This is a genomic window from Streptomyces longisporus, from assembly GCF_039532765.1.
GTDB classification, from domain to species: Bacteria; Actinomycetota; Actinomycetes; order Streptomycetales; family Streptomycetaceae; genus Streptomyces; species Streptomyces longisporus.
The window spans coordinates 787346-805139 of the sequence record NZ_BAAASG010000002.1; the positions used below are offsets into that span (position 1 = coordinate 787346).

14 protein-coding genes and 1 pseudogene are annotated in these 17794 nt (G+C 72.9%); 8 read left to right on the forward strand and 7 right to left on the reverse strand.

Annotated features, from left to right (window positions below; genetic code table 11):
• The first annotated feature begins 66 nt into the window (after window positions 1-66).
• A complete protein-coding gene (locus ABD355_RS05155) occupies window positions 67-1146 on the forward strand; it encodes an NADH:flavin oxidoreductase/NADH oxidase (protein WP_344398839.1) in 1080 nt (359 codons plus the stop codon).
• Between the two features lie 9 nt (window positions 1147-1155).
• On the opposite strand, the gene ABD355_RS05160 is transcribed toward ABD355_RS05155, so the two are convergent.
• The 4 genes and pseudogenes from ABD355_RS05160 to ABD355_RS05175 form a co-directional block, all read right to left on the reverse strand.
• Window positions 1156-5478, reverse strand: a complete 4323-nt coding sequence (locus tag ABD355_RS05160) for a cation-translocating P-type ATPase (protein ID WP_344398840.1) — start codon at window positions 5476-5478, stop codon at window positions 1156-1158.
• A gap of 9 nt (window positions 5479-5487) precedes the next feature.
• Entirely contained in the window at window positions 5488-6018 is a 531-nt protein-coding gene (locus ABD355_RS05165) for a hypothetical protein (RefSeq protein ID WP_344398841.1), read from the reverse strand.
• 196 nt (window positions 6019-6214) lie between these two features.
• A pseudogene (locus ABD355_RS05170) lies at window positions 6215-6507 on the reverse strand (cellulose binding domain-containing protein); the annotation flags it as partial.
• Window positions 6508-6543: 36 nt separating this feature from the next.
• Complete coding sequence (locus ABD355_RS05175) at window positions 6544-7302, reverse strand: PaaX family transcriptional regulator C-terminal domain-containing protein (protein WP_344398842.1); 759 nt, start codon at window positions 7300-7302, stop codon at window positions 6544-6546.
• Between the two features lie 72 nt (window positions 7303-7374).
• Here ABD355_RS05175 and ABD355_RS05180 point away from each other — a divergent pair, with 72 nt between their 5' ends.
• The 6 genes from ABD355_RS05180 to ABD355_RS05205 all read left to right on the forward strand — a co-directional run bounded on the left by ABD355_RS05180 (window position 7375) and on the right by ABD355_RS05205 (window position 14528).
• On the forward strand, window positions 7375-9057 hold the full coding sequence (locus tag ABD355_RS05180) for a DNA alkylation response protein (protein ID WP_344398843.1): 1683 nt from the start codon (window positions 7375-7377) through the stop codon (window positions 9055-9057).
• A 202-nt stretch (window positions 9058-9259) separates the two neighbouring features.
• Window positions 9260-10489 carry an EfeM/EfeO family lipoprotein gene (locus tag ABD355_RS05185; protein WP_344398844.1) on the forward strand — a complete coding sequence of 410 codons (1230 nt, stop codon included), beginning with the start codon at window positions 9260-9262 and terminating at the stop codon, window positions 10487-10489.
• Window positions 10486-11022 (forward strand): hypothetical protein, encoded by a 537-nt coding sequence (locus tag ABD355_RS05190; protein WP_344398845.1) that lies wholly within the window; start codon window positions 10486-10488, stop codon window positions 11020-11022. Before ABD355_RS05185 ends, ABD355_RS05190 begins: the two co-directional genes overlap by 4 nt.
• Window positions 11019-11219 (forward strand): hypothetical protein, encoded by a 201-nt coding sequence (locus tag ABD355_RS05195; protein ID WP_344398846.1) that lies wholly within the window; start codon window positions 11019-11021, stop codon window positions 11217-11219. The genes ABD355_RS05190 and ABD355_RS05195 overlap by 4 nt, the downstream gene beginning before the upstream one ends.
• Window positions 11216-12439, forward strand: coding sequence for an iron uptake transporter deferrochelatase/peroxidase subunit (gene efeB / locus ABD355_RS05200; protein ID WP_344398847.1), 1224 nt, complete (start codon window positions 11216-11218; stop codon window positions 12437-12439). Before ABD355_RS05195 ends, efeB begins: the two co-directional genes overlap by 4 nt.
• 205 nt (window positions 12440-12644) lie before the next feature.
• The gene (locus tag ABD355_RS05205; RefSeq protein ID WP_344398848.1) at window positions 12645-14528 is read left to right on the forward strand and encodes a phospholipase C; all 1884 of its coding nucleotides are present in this window, start codon (window positions 12645-12647) and stop codon (window positions 14526-14528) included.
• Between the two features lie 56 nt (window positions 14529-14584).
• Here the strand turns inward: ABD355_RS05205 and ABD355_RS05210 are convergent, their stop codons facing one another.
• Window positions 14585-15712: an MFS transporter gene (locus ABD355_RS05210; RefSeq protein WP_344398850.1), complete on the reverse strand. Its 1128-nt coding sequence runs from the start codon at window positions 15710-15712 to the stop codon at window positions 14585-14587.
• Window positions 15713-15728: 16 nt separating this feature from the next.
• Here ABD355_RS05210 and ABD355_RS05215 point away from each other — a divergent pair, with 16 nt between their 5' ends.
• The gene (locus tag ABD355_RS05215) at window positions 15729-15923 is read left to right on the forward strand and encodes a hypothetical protein (protein WP_344398851.1); all 195 of its coding nucleotides are present in this window, start codon (window positions 15729-15731) and stop codon (window positions 15921-15923) included.
• Window positions 15924-15976: 53 nt separating this feature from the next.
• On the opposite strand, the gene ABD355_RS05220 is transcribed toward ABD355_RS05215, so the two are convergent.
• Together ABD355_RS05220 and ABD355_RS05225 are read right to left on the reverse strand one after the other, a co-directional pair.
• The gene (locus tag ABD355_RS05220) at window positions 15977-16804 is read right to left on the reverse strand and encodes an MIP/aquaporin family protein (protein WP_344398852.1); all 828 of its coding nucleotides are present in this window, start codon (window positions 16802-16804) and stop codon (window positions 15977-15979) included.
• Between the two features lie 218 nt (window positions 16805-17022).
• Window positions 17023-17607: an Rv1733c family protein gene (locus ABD355_RS05225; protein ID WP_344398853.1), complete on the reverse strand. Its 585-nt coding sequence runs from the start codon at window positions 17605-17607 to the stop codon at window positions 17023-17025.
• Window positions 17608-17794 lie beyond the last annotated feature (187 nt).

The following is a 17794-nucleotide window of genomic DNA, read 5'->3' on the forward strand; positions in this document are numbered from 1 at the left end:
TCTCCCGTACTACGATGCCTATCGTACGAGCCGTCCTTCGGTCCCGCGAGAACGGAGCAGCTCCCCATGAGCGCCCTTTTCCAGCCCTTCACCCTGCGCGATGTGACCATCCCGAACCGGGTCTGGATGCCCCCGATGTGCCAGTACTCGGCCGCCCCCGAGGGCCCGGAGACCGGTGCGCCGAACGACTGGCACTTCGCGCACTACGCGGCGCGCGCGGCCGGCGGCACCGGGCTGATCATCGTCGAGGCCACCGGCGTCTCACCCGAGGGCCGCATCTCCCCGTACGACCTCGGTATCTGGAACGACACCCAGGTCGAGGCCTTCCGCCGGATCACGCGCTTCCTCGTCTCACAGGGCACGGTGCCGGGAATCCAGCTTGCACACGCCGGCCGCAAGGCCTCGACCGACCGGCCCTGGAAGGGCGGCGCACCGGTCGGTGCGGACGCACACGGGTGGCAGGCGTTCGCGCCGAGCGCGGTCCCGTTCGACGACAGGCACCCCGTGCCGAGCGAGCTGACCACTGATCAGATCCAGGAGATCGTGGGCCGGTTCGCGGACGCCGCCCGCCGGGCGCTGGCCGCCGGTTTCGAGGTCGCCGAGATCCACGGCGCGCACGGCTATCTGATCAACGAGTTCCTCTCCCCGCACTCCAACCACCGCACCGACGCCTACGGCGGCTCGTACGAGAACCGCACCCGCTTCGCCCTCGAAGTCGTGGACGCCGTACGGGAGGTGTGGCCGGACGACAAGCCGCTGTTCTTCCGCATCTCGGCCACCGAGTGGCTGGAGGAGGGTGGCTGGACGGCCGACGACACCGTCCGCTTCGCCGCCGACCTCCAGGCCCACGGCATCGACCTGGTCGACGTGTCCACCGGCGGCAACGCGTCGGGCGTCCGGATTCCCGTCGGCCCCGGCTACCAGGTTCCCTTCGCCGCCCGGGTGAAGGCCGAGACGACGATGCCGGTCGCCGCGGTCGGGCTCATCACCGATGCCGAGCAGGCCGAGAAGATCCTCGCCAACGGGGAGGCGGACGCGGTGCTGCTCGGACGGGAACTGCTGCGCAACCCGTCGTGGGCACGGCACGCCGCACGGGAACTCGGCGGCGATGTGCACGTGCCCGACCAGTACCACCGATCCGTCTGAGCGCCCCCCTCACCGCCTCCAGGCCGGCACATGGCGGAGCACCGCGCGCTCCACGTGCGGCACCGCCCGTTGGCCGGCCACCGCGACCGCGATCGCCGCGGCGACGCCGGTCCAGGCGAGCGGGCCGAGCGGGGTGCAGCCGAAGAGCTGGCTGACGCCCGGGGTCTCCACGACGACGAACAGGGCGGCCGCCGAGCCGAGGGCGGTGGCCGCCACCAGCGGGCTGTTGCGGCGGTCGACCAGCGTCTGCGCGAGCTGGGTGCCGACGAGGGCGCACAGTGCCATCGTGGCGGAGCGGCGCGCCGTGCCCGGTGTGAAGCGGCCGAACAGCCAGGCCGTGGTCGCACCCAGGGTGGTGGTGAGGGCACGGTGACGGATCTTGCGCACCAGGGGGGCGCCGAGGAGTGAGGTACCCAGCGGCTCGGTCCCTTCGGCGCCGTTCGCGGCCTCCGACGAGCCGGGCTGCCGGTCCCCCGCCGCCTGCGGTGTCACCGACACCGCCATCGCCGGGAACAGGTCCGTGAGCAGGTTCACCAGCAGCATCTGACGGGTGGACAGGGGCGCCGCGCCCGACAGCAGCGTGCCCAGGATGCCGAAGCCCACCTCGCCCGCGTTGCCGCCGATCAGGATGGTGGTGGCGTCGGCGACGCTGTGCCACAGGGCCCGCCCTTCGGCGACCGCCTCGATCAGGACCGTGAGGTCGTCGACGGTCAGAACCAGGTCGGCGGCGTTGCGGGCGGCCGCCGAGCCGCGGGCGCTGATGCCCACGCCGATGTCGGCGGCGCGGATGGCCGCCGCGTCGTTGGCGCCGTCGCCGACCATGCCGACCACCCGGCCCGCGTCCCGCAGCGCCTCGACGACCTGGAGCTTCTGCTCGGGCGCCACCCGGGCCACGACACCCATGTCACGCAGCATCCGGGCGCGCGCCTCCCGGTCCGCGGACGCCAGTTCGTCGCCCGTGACCACGCCGGTGTCCTCCGGCCAGCCCAGGTCGGCGGCGATGGCCCGGGCGGTCTGCGGGTGGTCGCCGGTCAGCACGATGGGTCGTACGCCGGCCGCACGCAGGCCCTGGACCAGGGCGGTGGAGGTCTCGCGCGGTACGTCGGCGAACGCGAGCAGCCCGGTGAACTCCAGGTCCTGCAGGGGTTGTTCGATGACCTGCGAGGCCGCGTCCGCACTGTCCAGGCGGCGCCGGGCCACGGCCAGTACGCGCAGTCCGTCGCGGGCAAGGGCCTGCGCCGCGTCCGAGGCTTCCGGGGACAGACCGGGGCAGGCCAGGAGCACGGTCTCCGGGGCACCCTTGACGACGAGTTGCGGCGCGCCGTCCTCCTCCTGGCCGACGGCGGCGGCATATCCGCGGCCGGCCTCGAACGGCAGCCCCGCGGTCTGGGTCCACTGCGGGTCCGGGGCTGCCGCGTCCAGGACGGCCTCGTCGGTGGCGTGCACAGGCCGTTCGGTGCCGCCGTTCAGCCGGGGACACGCGCGGGCCGCGGTCCGCAGCGTGGTGTCGGCCGCCTCGTCGTCCGGCGCATGGGCGGTGCCGCCCGCGTCGCTCACCCGCACCAGGCGCAGCCGGTTCTCGGTGAGGGTGCCCGTCTTGTCGAAACAGATGGTGTCCATCCGGCCCAGGGCCTCCAGGGTCCGCGGGGTGCGGACGAGGACGCCGCGGCTGCTCAGCCGGCGTGCGGCCGCCATCTGCGCCACGGTCGCGACCAGCGGCAGCCCTTCGGGGACGGCGGCCACCGCCACCGCCACGCCGCCGCTCACCGCACGGCGGATGGGTGCGCCGCGCAGCAGCGAGAGCGCGGTCACCGCGGCCCCGCCCGCCAGCGTCAACGGCAGTTCCTTGTTGGTGAGCTCCCGCAGCCTGGCCTGCATCCCGGCGGCGGGCGGGGTGCGGGCGGCGAGGTGGACGGCCCGGGCGGCCTCGGTCCGGTCGCCGGTGTCCACCACGACGGCCCGGGCCCGTCCGGCCACCAGGGTGGTGCCCTCGAACACCATGCAGTGCCGGTCCGGCACGGCGGCGTGCGGGGCCGGGTCGGTGTCCTTGCCGGTCGGCAGTGACTCTCCCGTGAGCGCGGACTCGTCCACCTCCAGGCCGTCCGCCCACAGGATCCGGGCGTCGGCGGGTACGACGTCGTCGGCCCGGAGCTCGATCACATCACCGGGCTTGAGCTTGGCGGCGTCCACGAGGTGCGGTTCGGCCGACGTCTCCTCCTCCGTGACCCGTGCCTTCGGTTTCTGCTCGGCCAGCAGCTTGGACAGCGCCCGTTCGGCCCGCAGCCGCTGGACGCCGCCGACCAGGGCGTTCAGATCGAGCGCGCCGACCACCAGCAGGGCGTCCACGACGGAGCCGAGGATCGCCTCGGCGGCCGAGCCGACCGCCAGCACCGGGGTCAGCGGGTCGTCGAGTTCGCGGCGCACGGCCCGGGCGAGCTCCAGGGACCCGCGGACCGGCGCGAGCACGGGCTGCCGGCCCAGGGTGCGGATCGCCGTGCGTGCCCGGTCCGTGAGCTGCTCGGCGAAGGCCGGCTCCGGTTCCGTCTCGTGCTCCAGCCGGTCACGCACCTCGGCCGGCCGCAGTTCGTGCCAGGCCACGCGCGGCCGGGGGTGCGGGGCGCGCGCCGCCGCCACGGCGAGGGCCGCTCGGGCTCCGCTCAACAGGGCCCAGGCCGCACTCACGTCGACCGGTGTGTGCCGCAGGCCCGGCCATGGGGTGGGGCGTCCGCGGCGGGATTCGCCGATGGTCACGAGGAGCCCGGACAGCGTGGCACCGGACCGTGCGAGCGTCTGCGACCTGCGGCCCACCGCGCGTGCGGCCGGGACCGCGGTGAGCAGCCGCCACACGTCGACCAGGCCGTGCAGGGCCAGGACGTCCGCGTCCCACAGGACGGCACTGTCACCGTCGCTGACGGCGAGGGCCACGTCTCCGGCGAGCAGCCCGGTCAGGACGTCCTCGTCGGACGCCGTCGGCCGGGCGACCGTGACGACGACGGCGCCCTCGTCGCGCAGCGCGTTCACCACCTCGGCGAGCGGCCGCTCGGCGCTCACCACCTGGTCGACGAGGCTCGTGAAGTCGGCAAGGGCCGGGTCGTCCACCATCACCACCCGCAGCCGGGCGCGCCGTGCCACGTCCAGTACGGCCTCGGCCCATGCGTCGGCGCCCTCGCCCGGGGCCCGCAGCGCGCTCGGATGCAGGACGACCGTGTCGGCCATCTCCAGCTGCCGCAGCCGTTCCGTGTCCCGCACCAGCACGCCCGCACGGGACAGCGCGCCGCTCAGGACGGCGTGGAAGGCGGCAGGCCCGTAGCGCGCGGCCTTGGGAGAGCCCGCGAGCACCGCCTCGGCCGCCTCCCTGCCGTCGTGCTTGATCAACAGCATGGCAGCGGCGCCGAGCACACTGCCCGTCTCCGCCTTCTCGGCGTACTCCTGGGCCGGTGAGGTGCGCAGCGGTGGACGCGGGCAGCGGTCCCCCGTGGCGATGCTGTCCCGCTCGGGCACGCAGACCTGGTCGTGGACCGCGTCGAACGCGGCCGTGCGCGCCACGGTCTCGGCGAGCTGCAGAGCACGCAGCGCGCCGTCGAGGACCAGGGGCGTCGGGGTCCGGCCCGCGCCATGGGCCACCGCGTTGGCGACGGCCAGCGCCAGGTCCATGCGGGACCGGCCGATCCGGGCCCGCAGCCAGCCGCGGAAGCGCGGGTTCTCCCGCACCATGGTGACCATTGCGGTCACCATCCGGGGCGAGGCCGGCAGCCGCAGGCCGTAGCCGATCAGTGCGGCCGCGATGCCCGCCCCGTCCACCGCGAGCGCCGTCGCCGCGGCCCGCACCCCGGCGGGATCGGCCGGGTGCGGGACGTCGTCGATCTCCTCGTCGGTCTGCGCCAGACCGTGCCGGGCCGCGAGTTCCGTCGCCTTCTCCACGACCCGGTCGGTGAGGGCCTCCTCGGTCGCGGTCACCACGAGCCGCCCCAGTCCGCCGTCCCAGTACGCGAGGGCCACGTCAGGCCGCTCGGCCAGGGCCTTGGCGACCCGGCGCGCAGCATGTTCCATGCCGCCCGCGTGCCGTACCCGGTCCGGCTCGGCCGGCCGCAGCGCGAGGTGGGCCCGGGATCCGGCCCGCCAGGGATGCGGGGTGAGCGGTACGGCGTTGCGGGCGACCCGTGCGACACGAACGGCGGCGTCCGCGCCCCGTACCCCGGCCCGTGCCGTGCCTGCGACCGCTCCGGCGGCGACACCCACGGCGGGAGCGGCCCCCCTGGCGAGCAGCCGGGGACCGGCCGACACGATCCCTACGGCGGCGCTCGCCGGGCGTGTGAGCAGTTCCAGAACCATCTCTCACCCTCAGCCGGTTGCGCTGCTGCGGCGGGCCGTCGAGCCGGTGCGCGCGGCGGACTTGCCGCGACCGGCGGACGTCGTCTTCCTGCTGGTGGACTTACTGGCCGGACCGCTGGATTTCGCGCTCTGGCCCGTGGACTTCCCGGCAGAGGCCGTGACCTTCTTGGCCATTGCCGTGGCTTTCTTGGTCTGTGTCGCGGCCTTCTTGGTCTGTGTCGCGGTCGTCCTGCCGCGGGTGCCGGATGTCGTGCTCCCGCTCCCGGACGTGCTCGGCTCGTCCTCCGGCTTCGGCTGGGTCAGCCAGGCCACGGCCGCTCCGGTCAGGGCGATCGGCCACTCGACGACACCGGCGAGGCCGAGCACTCCGGCTCCGGTGTACACGGCTATCCGCCGCCCTTGCGGCGAGACGGCTCCGATCCGGTCCAGGGCTCCTTCGGCCGCCCTGGTCACGGCTCCCGCACCGGGCACCCTGCGCAGCGCCGAGGCCGCGGTCCGCAGCGGCTCGAGCAGAGTCGTCGACGCTTGCTGCGTGTCCATAGCTCTCTTCACCTCGTATGACGTCGCCGTTCGTGTGCGCACCGGGTTCCCGCGAAATGCGACGTCACCCGCCCTCGGTGTGCCGAGATGACATTCCTGCCGGCTCCGGGGAGAGGCTGATCACTTCGGAGCCACTGCGGACATGGAGATCACGGCGGCCGGAGCCCGGCGCCCCGGCCGCCGTGGGCTCTGGACGTCAACTGCTCGTGCAGCCCGTCCCGTTGAGCGTGAAGACGGGCAGGGCCGGGCTGTTGCCCGTGTGGCCGGCCTGGTAGCCGATGGTGACGCTCACGCCCGGGGCGGGGGCGCCCCAGCCGTTGATCGTCGTCGTGCCGGTGTTGGTGATCGTCACGGAGGCGGTCAGGCCGGTGTTCCAGGCGTTGGTGGTGACGGTCACCTTGCAGGCGCCGGGCTGGCTTGGGGGGCGGGTCCGGGGCCGTCGAAACCGAAGAAGGTCCGTGCCCCCACGGTGAGACCGGTCGTACGAAGCGCCTCGGCACGGCGCTTCGTACGGCCGCCGTCGCGTCAGCTTCCGATCGATTCAGTGCCGATCGATCGGGTGATCTCCCCCTGGAACGCCGCGTACGCGGCACGCAGCGTTGCGCCCGGCCAGTCCTCGGGAAGGAGCTCGGGCGGCAGCACGGGGTCGGCGAGCAGGTGGCGGACGACCGCGGCGAAGGCGGTGAAGCGGTCCGCCGGACGGTGCGCCTCGGCGACGTGGGCGAGCAGGGACCGGGCGGTGGCGGCCCAGGTGTCCAGCGGCCACAGCTGCGCGGCCAGTTCGTGCGCGGGCCGGGCGGGGCGGGCGGTGTAGGACTGGGCCACCTGCTCCAGGTCGTCCGGCAGGGAGCGGCTGAGGTTCGCGGGGCGCAGCCAGACGCCCTCGCGGAGTTCGGCCAGGCGCAGGGCGGTCAACCGGGTGCGCAGGTCGGCGCGTTCGGCGGGGCCGCGGCCCGTCGCCGTGATCACCACCATCTCCCAGTCGCCGTCCCACGCGCGCGTGCGGGCCTCCACCGCCTCGTCCTGGCGGCGCTGGCGGGCCAGCAGGCGGTCGCTGAGCCGGTAGACGGCGTCGGCGCGCCGCAGGTCACCGGCGGCCACCATCCGGCTGAGCGCGGCACGCAGCGTGGAGCCGCCGACACCGAAGGGCTCCACCGCACGGACGAGCTCCTTCACCGGAAGCTCCGGCGGGTGCGTGCCCAGCAGCAGGCTCAGCACCACCGACCGCGCGGACAGCGGCGGCAGGTCGACCTCGCCGGGCTGGGCCGACATGTTCCTCCGCATGGGCAGGTACTTTACGTGCGCACCTGTTGTTGCAACATTGCTACGGTTGCAGAAAAGGTGCAACATGGCTGCATGGTCTCGACACCCGCGCCCGCGCAGCCCCGCCGGCAGTACGCCACGCACGACGTCACCAACCAGCCGCCCGCCCTGACGCCGTACGACGCCTCCGAGGACACGGCCCTGCTGGAGGGCCTGCGCCGGGAGGGCGCAGGATGGGCCGAGGCGGACGTCCGGCGGCTCGGGCTGCGGGCCGGCAGTGCCGAGGCGCAGGAGTGGGCCGAGCAGGCCAACGCCCACGCGCCGGTGCTGCGCACGCACGACCGCTACGGCAACCGCGTCGACGAGGTCGACTTCCACCCCAGCTGGCACCATCTGATGCGGACCGCGGTCGCCGAGGGCCTGGCCGCCACACCCTGGGCCGAGGACCGGCCCGGCGCCCATGTCGCCCGTACCGCGGGCGGGCTGGTGTGGGGACACACCGACGCCGGGCACGGCTGCCCCACCTCGATGACCTACGCGGCCGTACCCGCCCTGCGGGCCCAGCCCGAGCTCGCGAAGATCTACGAACCGCTGCTGACCAGCCGGGAGTACGAGCCGGGGCTGCGGGTGCCGACCGAGAAGCGCGGTCTGCTCGCCGGCATGGGGATGACCGAGAAGCAGGGCGGCTCCGACGTCCGTACGAACACGACCACCGCGTGGCCGACGGCCGAGCCGGGCGTGTACCAGCTGCGCGGGCACAAGTGGTTCACGTCGGCGCCGATGTGCGACGTCTTCCTGGTGCTGGCGCAGGCATCCCCTCTCAGGGACAAAGGTGGTCTGTCGTGCTTCCTCGTACCGCGGATCCTGCCCGACGGGAGCCGTAACACCTTCCGCATCCAGCGGCTCAAGGACAAGCTGGGCAACCGGTCCAACGCCTCCTCCGAACCGGAGTTCGACGGGACGGTGGGCTGGCTGGTCGGGCCGGAGGGCCGCGGTGTCAAGACGATCATCGAGATGGTCAACTGCACCCGGCTCGACTGCGTGATGATGTCGGCCACGCTGATGCGCAAGACGCTGGTCGAGGCGGGGCACCATGTGCGCCACCGCAGCGCGTTCGGGGCGCGCCTCGTCGACCAGCCGCTGATGCGCAATGTGCTGGCGGACCTCGCGCTGGAGTCGGAGGCCGCGACGACGCTCACCCTGCGGCTGGCGGGCGCGGCGGACCGGGCGGTGCGCGGGGACGCGGGGGAGGCGGCGTTCCGGCGGATCGCGACCGCCGTCGGCAAGTACTGGGTGACCAAGCGGGGCCCGGCCTTCACCGCGGAGGCCCTGGAGTGCCTCGGCGGCAACGGCTATGTGGAGGAGTCGGGCATGCCCCGCCACTACCGCGAGGCTCCGCTGCTGTCGATCTGGGAGGGCTCCGGGAACGTCAACGCCCTTGACGTCCTGCGGGCGTTGAGGCGTGAGCCCGGCACCGCACAGGCCCTCTTCGACGAGCTCGCCCTGGCGCGGGGCGCGGACGAACGGCTGGATACCGCCGTGGTCCGGCTCGAGGGCCTGCTGGCCACCGGGTCCGAGTCCGGCGCCCGCCGTCTGGTGGAGCTGATGGCCCTCACCCTGCAGGCCTCGCTCCTGGTGCGCCACGCCCCGCCCGCCGTCGCCGACGCCTTCTGCGCGACTCGGCTGGGCGGCGACTGGGGACACGCCTTCGGCACTCTGCCGGACGCCGCCGATCTGGACGCCGTGCTGGAGCGGGCGCTGCCGGGCGGGGATTGAGACGACGCGGGGTGCGCAGGCGCCGTAGGCCCGGGTTCTTCGCAGGTGAGACGCCGCCACGCTGCCCGACGGGCGGGTGAACCCTGGCCGAATTCTGGCTCTTCCTCCGGTCAGGAACCGGTCAGGAAGGCTGTTGCGGTCCTGCGGCCTGCTTAGGATCATTCGGCGCCGACTCGTTCGTACGACTATCAGGAGGGCCGGCATGCCCGACACCGCATCCGGTCCACCCCTTCCCCGGGCCCGGCGGCGCACCGCGCTGCTCGCAGGCGGTGCCCTGGCTGCAGCGGCTGCGGTGACGGCAGGTGTGCTGACTGCCGGTGGTTCCGGCGGGGGCCGGCAGCAGCCGAAGGCGGCCGACGGGCTGCGGCACACCGCCGTCGAGGTCACCTCCGCCCACTGCGGCCGCGGCTGGACGCATCCCGAACCCGGCCGTCAGGTCTTCGATCTGCGCAACACCTCCGGCTCGGCGGCCGAGGTCTATCTGACCGATGCGAGGACGGGCGCGGTCTACGGCGAGGTCGAGGGGCTGGCCCCGGGCACCGAGCGCCCGATACGGGTGACGCTCGGCAAGGGCGCATACGCCTTCAAGTGCCTGCCCGAGGACGCCGACGCCGTCACCGGCCCCACCGTCCACATCACCGGCGGAAACGTTCGGAGCGGTCCGGCTGCCCTCCCGGTGACCCAGCAGCAGCTCATCCCGCCCACGCTCGCCTACCAGAAGTGGATCGGGGCCCGGACGGTCGAGCTGGCGGACAGGACCGACGCGCTGCGCGATGCGATCGACCGCGGGGACCTCTCGGCCGCCCGCGCCGCCTGGCTTCCCGCGCACCTGGTGTACGAGCGGATGGGCGCCGCTTACGGCACCTTCGGTGACGCGGACTCGGCGATCAACGGGACCACGGCGGGCCTGTCCGGCGGGGTGCACGACGCGGGCTTCACGGGCTTCCACCGGGTCGAGTACGGGCTGTGGCACGGCGAGTCGGCGAGCAGCCTGCGCGGGCCTGTGGACCGGCTGGCCAAGGCCGTGCACGCCTTGCGTGACGGCTGGCCCGACCAGCGGATGGATCCGGCCGACGTCGGTCTGCGCGCGCACGAGATCCTGGAGAACACCGTGCAGTTCGAGCTGACGGGCCGTACCGACTACGGCAGCGGCACCAATCTGGCCACCGCCCGCGCCAACCTCGACGGCACCGGCGTGCTGCTCGGCTATCTGCGTCCACTGCTGAAGACCCGCGACAAGGGCCTGTCCGAGCTGGACTCCTGGATGACCCGGGCCCGGCACACGCTCGACGCCGCCGAGCACGACGGCGACTGGACACCGCTGGACCGCCTCCCCCGCGCCCAGCGGGAGAAGCTCGACGCAGACCTGGGCGAACTGACCGAGCACCTCGCCGCCGTGGCCACGCTCACGGACGTACGGAGGACTGCGTGACCCCGCCGCCGGACATCACCAACCCCGGCCTCCGGGCCGCCGTGGCCAGGCTCGTGGCCGCCGACTGCCAGACCGCGTCCGCCCCGGCGCAGCTCCGCCGACACCCGGAGAATCACGTGAACCGGCCGCCCGGCAGCGCACCCCACGGCCCCCTGGCCGCCACGAGCGGGACCGGGCTCATGGCCGCCGACCAGCAGTACCGCCTCCACCCGCGGCTCCGCACGCGGCGCAAGACCATCGGCATCCACCTGGGCGCGTCGGTCGAGCAACCCCCCGCCGAAGCCACATCCGCCGGCACACGGAGAATCACGTGGCCGGCACCCTGGATCGCACCCCGCGGCCTCTTCACCACCGACCGCCAAGCCCGCCTCCGCCTTGGCCACCCGACCGACGATACGGAGAGCCGCGTGCCCCCGCCGCCCAACATCGCACGCCGCGGTCTCCTGGCCACGGCGTCCGCCAGGGCCCGAACCGCCCTCTCGGCCACCGACCGCCAAGCCGTCTCCCCCGCCAACCCACGGAGAACCACGTGAACCGGCCGCCCGACATCGCATCCCACATCCCCCTGGCCGCCACGAGCGGGACCGGGCTCATGGCCGCCGAGCACCACACCGCCTCTGCCGGCGCGCAACTCCGCACCCCTCGAAAGACCATCGGCACCAACCTGGGCGCGCCAGGCGAGCGACCCCCCGCCGAAGCCACCTCCAGCGGCATACGGAGGACCACGTGACCCCGGCGCCCGAGATCGCACGCCGCGGCCTCCTGGCCGCCGCGGCCGCCACTGCCGGGGCCGGGCTTGTGGGCGCCGACCGTCAGGTTGCGTCCGCCGCCGGCCCGGTCCGTGAGGGTGGGGGGGTGGCCTTTCACGGCCGGCACCAGGCGGGCATCGTCACTCCGGCGCAGCGGGCCACGGCGTTCGTGGCCTTCGACGCGACCGCGGAGAACCGGGGCGAACTGACCGATTTGTTGCGTACGTTGACCGACAGGGCGCGGTTCCTCACGGCCGGTGGCAGCCCGGAGGAGCTGGGCATCACCGGGCCGCCCGCCGACTCCGGCACCCTCGGCCCGGACGTCCCCGCGGACGCCCTGACCGTCACCGTGGGCGTCGGCGCCTCGCTCTTCGACGACCGTTACGGCCTGGGCTCCCGCAGGCCGCACCGGCTCACCACGATGCCGTCGTTCCCCGACGACGACCTGGATGCCGCCTGGTGCCACGGCGATCTGAGCGTGCAACTGTGCGCCGCCAACCAGGACACCGTGCTGCACGCCCTGCGCGACCTGACCCGGCACACCCGCGGTGGCATGCAGGTGCGCTGGCGCATGGACGGCTTCATCAGCCCGCCCCGCCCTTCGGGCACGCCCCGCAACCACATGGGCTTCAAGGACGGCATCGCCAATCCCGACCGGCGCGACGCCCGGACGATGGACCGCCTGGTGTGGGTGGGCAGCGGCACCGGCGAGCCCGACTGGGCCGTGGGCGGGAGCTATCAGGTCGTACGCCTGATCCGCATGCTGGTGGAGTTCTGGGACCGGGTCTCGATCACCGAGCAGGAGCGGATGTTCGGCCGCGCCCGGGACACCGGCGCACCCCTGGACGGACGCCACGAGACCGACGCTCCCAACTACCCGCAGGATCCCCAGGGCGATGTGATCCCCCTGGACAGCCACATCCGGCGGGCCAATCCGCGCACCGGCGCCACCGACGACCAGCGCATCCTGCGGCGCGGCTACAACTACGACCGCGGTACGGACAGCAACGGCAACCTGGACATGGGCCTGCTGTTCTGCTGCTACCAGCAGGACCTCGCCCGCCAGTTCGAGACGGTGCAGAAGCGGCTGGCCGGCGAGCCGCTGGTCGACTACATCACCCCGTTCGGCGGTGGCTACTTCTTCGCCCTGCCCGGCGTCCGGGACGGCTCCGACTGGCTGGGGCGCGCCCTGCTGACCTGACCCCGCCCCACCCCTCCGGTCAAGAGCATGCCAAGAGACGATGAGGATTTCCTGACCGAAGATTCGCTGACGCGTCATTGCCACTCCCCCGCCCCGCCGCCACCATTGCCCAGGATCCAGCCGTAGATGCCATGGCCACGGATTCCGTGGCAGTGGATTCGATGGAATTGCAGTGGAATTCGGTGCTTCCGGAAGGCGAGACAGCATGATCGGCACAGGTAGAACCCCAAGGGCGCGGCGCGGGTTGACGCGCGTAGGCGCCCTGCTCGGTGCGGCCGCCCTGGCGAGCGCGGGCGGTGCTGTCCCCGCCTCGGCGGCCTCCGGCGTTCAGGTCCCCTCCGGCGCGCACACCGCGACCCCGATCAAGCACCTGGTGGTGATCTACGACGAGAACAACTCGTTCGACCACTACTTCGCCACCTACCCGAAGGCCGCCAACACCGACGGCACCCCCTTCAAGGCGGCGCCGCACACCCCGAAGGCCGACAACCTCCTCAACGCGGGGCTCCTGAAGAACAACCCGAACCTCTACAAGCCCAAGCGGCTGGCCAGTTCGCAGGCCATGACCTGCGACCAGAACCATTCCTACGGCCCCGAGCAGTACGCGGCCGACGGCGGCAAGGCCGACAAGTACGTCGAGAACACCGAGGTCAACAAGTGCAGCGGGCTCTTCGGCGAGCCCGGCCTGGTGATGGACTACTACGACGGCAACACCGTCACGGCGCTGTGGAACTACGCCCAGCACTACGCGCTGAACGACAAGTCGTTCAGCTCGGTCTACGGGCCCTCCACGCCCGGCGCGCTCAACCTGATCTCCGGCCAGACGCACGGCGTGATCTCCGTCGACCCGGCCTCGGGCACGGAGGACCCGAAGCAGACCTCGAAGCCGGACCCGTACACGGTCCTCTCTCCCGACGCCAAGGGTGTCGGCACGCTGGTCAACGACCCGGACCCGGCCTTCGACGACTGCTCCGACAAGGACCACACGTCGACCAACGCGCTGGCGGTCATGCAGGGCAAGAACATCGGTGACCTGCTCAACTCCCGGGGCGTGAGCTGGGGTTGGTTCCAGGGCGGCTTCCGCCCCAGCACCGCCTGGGACGGCAAGCAGGGCGACTACGCCAAGTGCGGCGGCACCACCCACGCCAACGTCGGCGGCGCGGCCTCGGTGGACTACAGCCCGCACCACTCGCCGTTCGAGTACTACAAGTCGACGTCCAACCCGCACCACCTGGCCCCCAAGAGCATCGCCGAGATCGGACACGCCGGCCGGGCCAACCACAACTACGACCTGACGGACTTCGACGCCGCCCTCCAGGCCGGCCGCCTGCCCGCGGTCAGCTTCCTGAAGGCGGCCGAGTACCAGGACGGTCACGCCGGCTACTCGGACCCGATCGACGAGCAGCACTTCCTGGTCAAGGAGATCAACGCGCTGCAGCAGTCGCCGCAGTGGAAGTCCACCGCGGTCGTGGTCGCCTACGACGACTCCGACGGCTGGTACGACCACGTGGCCGCCAAGGTGCTCAACGGCTCCAAGGACGCCACGGTCGGCTCCAACGGCAAGGCCCTGGACAGCCCGGCCTGCCAGTCCGGTCCGGCCGCGGCCGGCGGTTACGCGGACCGCTGCGGCCCCGGCACCCGGCAGCCGCTGCTGGTCATCTCCCCGTACAGCAGGGTCAACTCGATCGACCACACCGCCACCGAGCAGGCGTCGATCACCCGGTTCATCGAGAACAACTGGCACACGGGCCGCATCGGTGACGCCTCCTTCGACCGGCGCTCCGGCAGCCTGAGCGGCCTGTTCGACTTCAAGCACCCCAACAACAAGCAGGTGCTGCTGAACACGGACGGCTCCGTCAAGTCCGTGAAGGGCATCCCGCACCACAGCGGGACGGTCACCGCCGTCTCCACGCAGGGCGCCTACCCGCCCTACGTCCAGGACCTCAAGGCGCAGAACGTCGCCGACACCGGTTCGGCCTCCCCGGCGCTCCCGATAGCCCTGGCCGCGGGTCTGCTCACCGCGGGTGCCACCGGCACCGCGTTCGCCCTGCACCGCCGCAAGCGTCGCATCGGGCACATCGCGAGCTAGGAGAGTCTGCACCGGACGGTCCGCTGGGCACTCGCCCCGCGGACCGTCCGCGCGTGTCAGGACGTACGCCCCGGACGGGTGACGGCGAGCAGCACCAGCGCCAGGGCCTGGATGGCCACGGTGACGATGATCAGCGCCGGGATCGAGCGGGAATACAGGGCTCCCGCGAGGATGCCGCCGATCAGCGTGGCCGCGCCGATGACGGCGGCGAACAGGCCGTACGCGGTGGCGCGGCGACCGGGCGGGACGAGGTCGGCGACGGTGGCCCGCAGGGTCGACTCCTGTACGCCCATGGCGGCGCCCCACAGCAGCGCGCCGGCCACGGTCAGGCCGACGGTGTCGGTGAAGGCGAGCAGGGGCACACCGGCGGCGAGGACGGGCAGTACGGCCAGCGTGCGGGCGCCGTACCGGTCGTAGGCCCAGCCGGTGGCCAGCGCGGCGAGAGCGTCGACGCCCATGGCGGCGGCGTACAGCACGGGCACCGCGGCGGTGGGCAGCAGATGCCGCTGGACCAGGTGGTAGGAGAGCACGCCGAAGGTCGCGAAGCCGGCCAGCGTCGCGGCCGTGAAGGCGGCATACACCCAGAAGCTGCGCGGCAGCCGCGCCCTGCCCGCCTGTTCCACGGCCACCGCGCGTTCCGGCTCCGGTTCGTAGGCGGCCGGATCCGGCACCCGGTGACGCAGCCACACCAGCAGGGCCAGTACGGCGACGCCGGGGGCGGCCAGGACGCCCAGCGCGGGCGCGTAGTCGTCGCCGGTCGCGGCCAGCACCCCGGCCACCACCAGGGGGCCGATCAGCGCTCCGATCTGGTCCATCGCCTCGTGGACGGCGAACCCGCGGCCGCGCCCGGTGGCGGCGGTGGCGTGCGACAGCAGCGTATCCTTGGCCGGGGAGCGCACCGCCTTGCCCACGCGTTCGGCGATCACCAGCGCGCTCGCCAGCCACAGCACCCCGGCCAGTCCGAGCACCGGCACGGAGACCACCGTGAGCGTGTATCCGGCGATCGTCCACGCCCAGAAGCGGCGGGTGCGGTCGGTCAGCGGCCCTGAGGCCAGCCGCAGCACCAGAGCGGCGGCCTCGCCGACGCCGGTGACCACGCCGACGACCAGGGCGGACGCGCCGAGCGAGGCGAGCAGCGGGCCGGTGACGGAACGGGCGCCCTCGTAGACGAAGTCGGCCAGCATGCTGACCGTGCCGAACGTGACGACGAACCGCCACGGCCGCATCCCCGGCCCGGCGGCCTGGGCCGTCGGCGTAGTCCTGCTCCCCCACCCGGCCATGCCGTGGTGCTCCTCGCCCGGCGTGCGGGACTTCGTCGCCCTGCGCGAACGGGCGCACACCGCTGCGTACGACGGTAACCGCACTCGGTCGGGCGGAGAGCGGCCGGGCAAGTGACGGACCCTCTGGTGAAGGCCGCCGCCCGCCCGGCTCGATACGGGCCGTTCCCGCTAGTCCATGTGTTCGCCGTCCGGTGTCGGGACCCGGCCCGGCTCCTGCGGCTCCTCGCCGGTCAGATACGGCGAGATGAACAGCTTGTAGATGGCGGCACCGACCACGCCGCCGACCAGGGGCCCGACGATCGGCACCCAGAAGTAGATGTTGCCGTACTGATCCCGCCAGGCGGTCCCGTACCCGGTGATGAAGCTGGCGAGCCGCGGCCCGAAGTCACGGGCCGGGTTGATGGCGTAGCCGGCGTCGGTACCCCAGGCCATGCCGATCGCCACCACCAGGAGACCGATGATGAGCGGGGCCAGGTTGGCGCCGGGCGGGGTGTTGAGCAGGTCGGTGATGGCAAAGATGACCAGGACCAGGATGGCGGTGCCGATCACCTGGTCGCGCAGGGCGCCGAGTTCGCTCACCGGCAGGGCGCCGTTGCCGGGGAGGGTGGAGAAGACCCCCTGTGTCTTGATCGTGTGGCCTGGGTCGGTCTTGGCGAGGACCTCGGTGTAGTTCCAGCGCACCAGCAGCGCGGCGACGAAAGCGCCCGCGGTCTGCGCCACGACGTAGGGCCCGACCTTCTTCCACTCGAAGCCCTTGAAGCAGGCCAGGGCCAGGGTGACGGCGGGGTTGATGTGGGCGCCGCTGAGCCGGGCGGCGACGTAGACGCCCATGGTGACGCCGAGGCCCCAGGCCCAGGCGATGCTGTCGTGATCACCGATCCCGGCCGCCACGACCTGGGCGACCACACCGCAGCCGAAGAGGATCAGGATCATGGTGCCCAGGAACTCCGCCGACAGTTCGCCGACCAGTTCCCTTCTGGAAGTCTGCTCCGCCATGAGGCACCGCCTTCCGCCAGAAATGGTTGTGTCCGCGAGGGTAGTTGTCCGACGCGAGGCGTCCAGGGGCCCAGCATCAACTGGAGTAACCGCCACCACTTCCGCCCTGAGGCAACGCCTGTGTGTGCCGCCTCGGGGGCGTCACCTACGACGATGGCACAGGGACCGTGAACCCGCAGCGCGACGACTCCCGGCGGTTCTGTCGGCAGGCGTCCTCGTCAGCTCGTCTTGCGCCCCCACAGCGGTCCGAAGCGGGCCCACTCCGTGTCCCACTGCGACATGCGGCGGCGTTCAAGGCGGCCGCACAGGACGCGCCCGCCGACGAAGGGCACCGCAGCGGCGCTCATGCCCACCAGGGCGCCGATCAGCGAGGACCGCAGCTGGGCCTGGGCGGCGGTGGCGGGCCGGGAGACGAGGTGGCCCTGCAGGTCGCTCCAGACGGTGACCGCCGTGCCGGCGCTGCTGCCGGGGCCGACCCGGACCTGACCGGTGTGCGTGGTGCCGTCCGGGGCGGTCCAGCGCACGTTTCCCCACACCCGGTCGCCGCTGAACGTGGCGGGGTGGTCGGAGGCCGAACCGGGCGCCTTCTCCGTCAGCCGCGCCGCAACCTGCCGCCACTCTGCGCGCTCGCGGGCCAGACCGTCCTCGACGGACCTGGTGGCCGCCAGACCCGCGAGCACACCGACCAGGACGGTGACCAGCCAGGTACCGAGAACGACCCACGCCTCCACCGCGTCGGCGCGACGCCTCAGCGGATTGCGCCGCCAGCGCCACAGCCACACCTTGGGACCACGGAACGCCATCGAAGGCATCCTCCTCATGAGCGCACGATCATCCGGAACCTCCCTCCCATACGGGCGAAGACCGCCGGATACTCAGGTCGACTCCACCGACTCGACGGTCGCATGCGTCACCCCGCTCGCGCAGGCGTCTTCACAAACGGGGCCCGCTATCGCCTCTCGATCCGCCGACACCGCTTTGACCTGCCGC

Coding starts and splice junctions, on each gene's coding strand:
- ABD355_RS05155 (WP_344398839.1), top strand. CDS start 67: ATGAGCGCCCTTTTCCAGCCCTTCACCCTGCGCGATGTGACCATCCCG.
- ABD355_RS05160 (WP_344398840.1), bottom strand. CDS start 5,478: ATGGTTCTGGAACTGCTCACACGCCCGGCGAGCGCCGCCGTAGGGATC.
- ABD355_RS05165 (WP_344398841.1), bottom strand. CDS start 6,018: ATGGACACGCAGCAAGCGTCGACGACTCTGCTCGAGCCGCTGCGGACC.
- ABD355_RS05175 (WP_344398842.1), bottom strand. CDS start 7,302: ATGCGGAGGAACATGTCGGCCCAGCCCGGCGAGGTCGACCTGCCGCCG.
- ABD355_RS05180 (WP_344398843.1), top strand. CDS start 7,375: ATGGTCTCGACACCCGCGCCCGCGCAGCCCCGCCGGCAGTACGCCACG.
- ABD355_RS05185 (WP_344398844.1), top strand. CDS start 9,260: ATGCCCGACACCGCATCCGGTCCACCCCTTCCCCGGGCCCGGCGGCGC.
- ABD355_RS05205 (WP_344398848.1), top strand. CDS start 12,645: ATGATCGGCACAGGTAGAACCCCAAGGGCGCGGCGCGGGTTGACGCGC.
- ABD355_RS05210 (WP_344398850.1), bottom strand. CDS start 15,712: ATGCTGGCCGACTTCGTCTACGAGGGCGCCCGTTCCGTCACCGGCCCG.
- ABD355_RS05220 (WP_344398852.1), bottom strand. CDS start 16,804: ATGGCGGAGCAGACTTCCAGAAGGGAACTGGTCGGCGAACTGTCGGCG.
- ABD355_RS05225 (WP_344398853.1), bottom strand. CDS start 17,607: ATGGCGTTCCGTGGTCCCAAGGTGTGGCTGTGGCGCTGGCGGCGCAAT.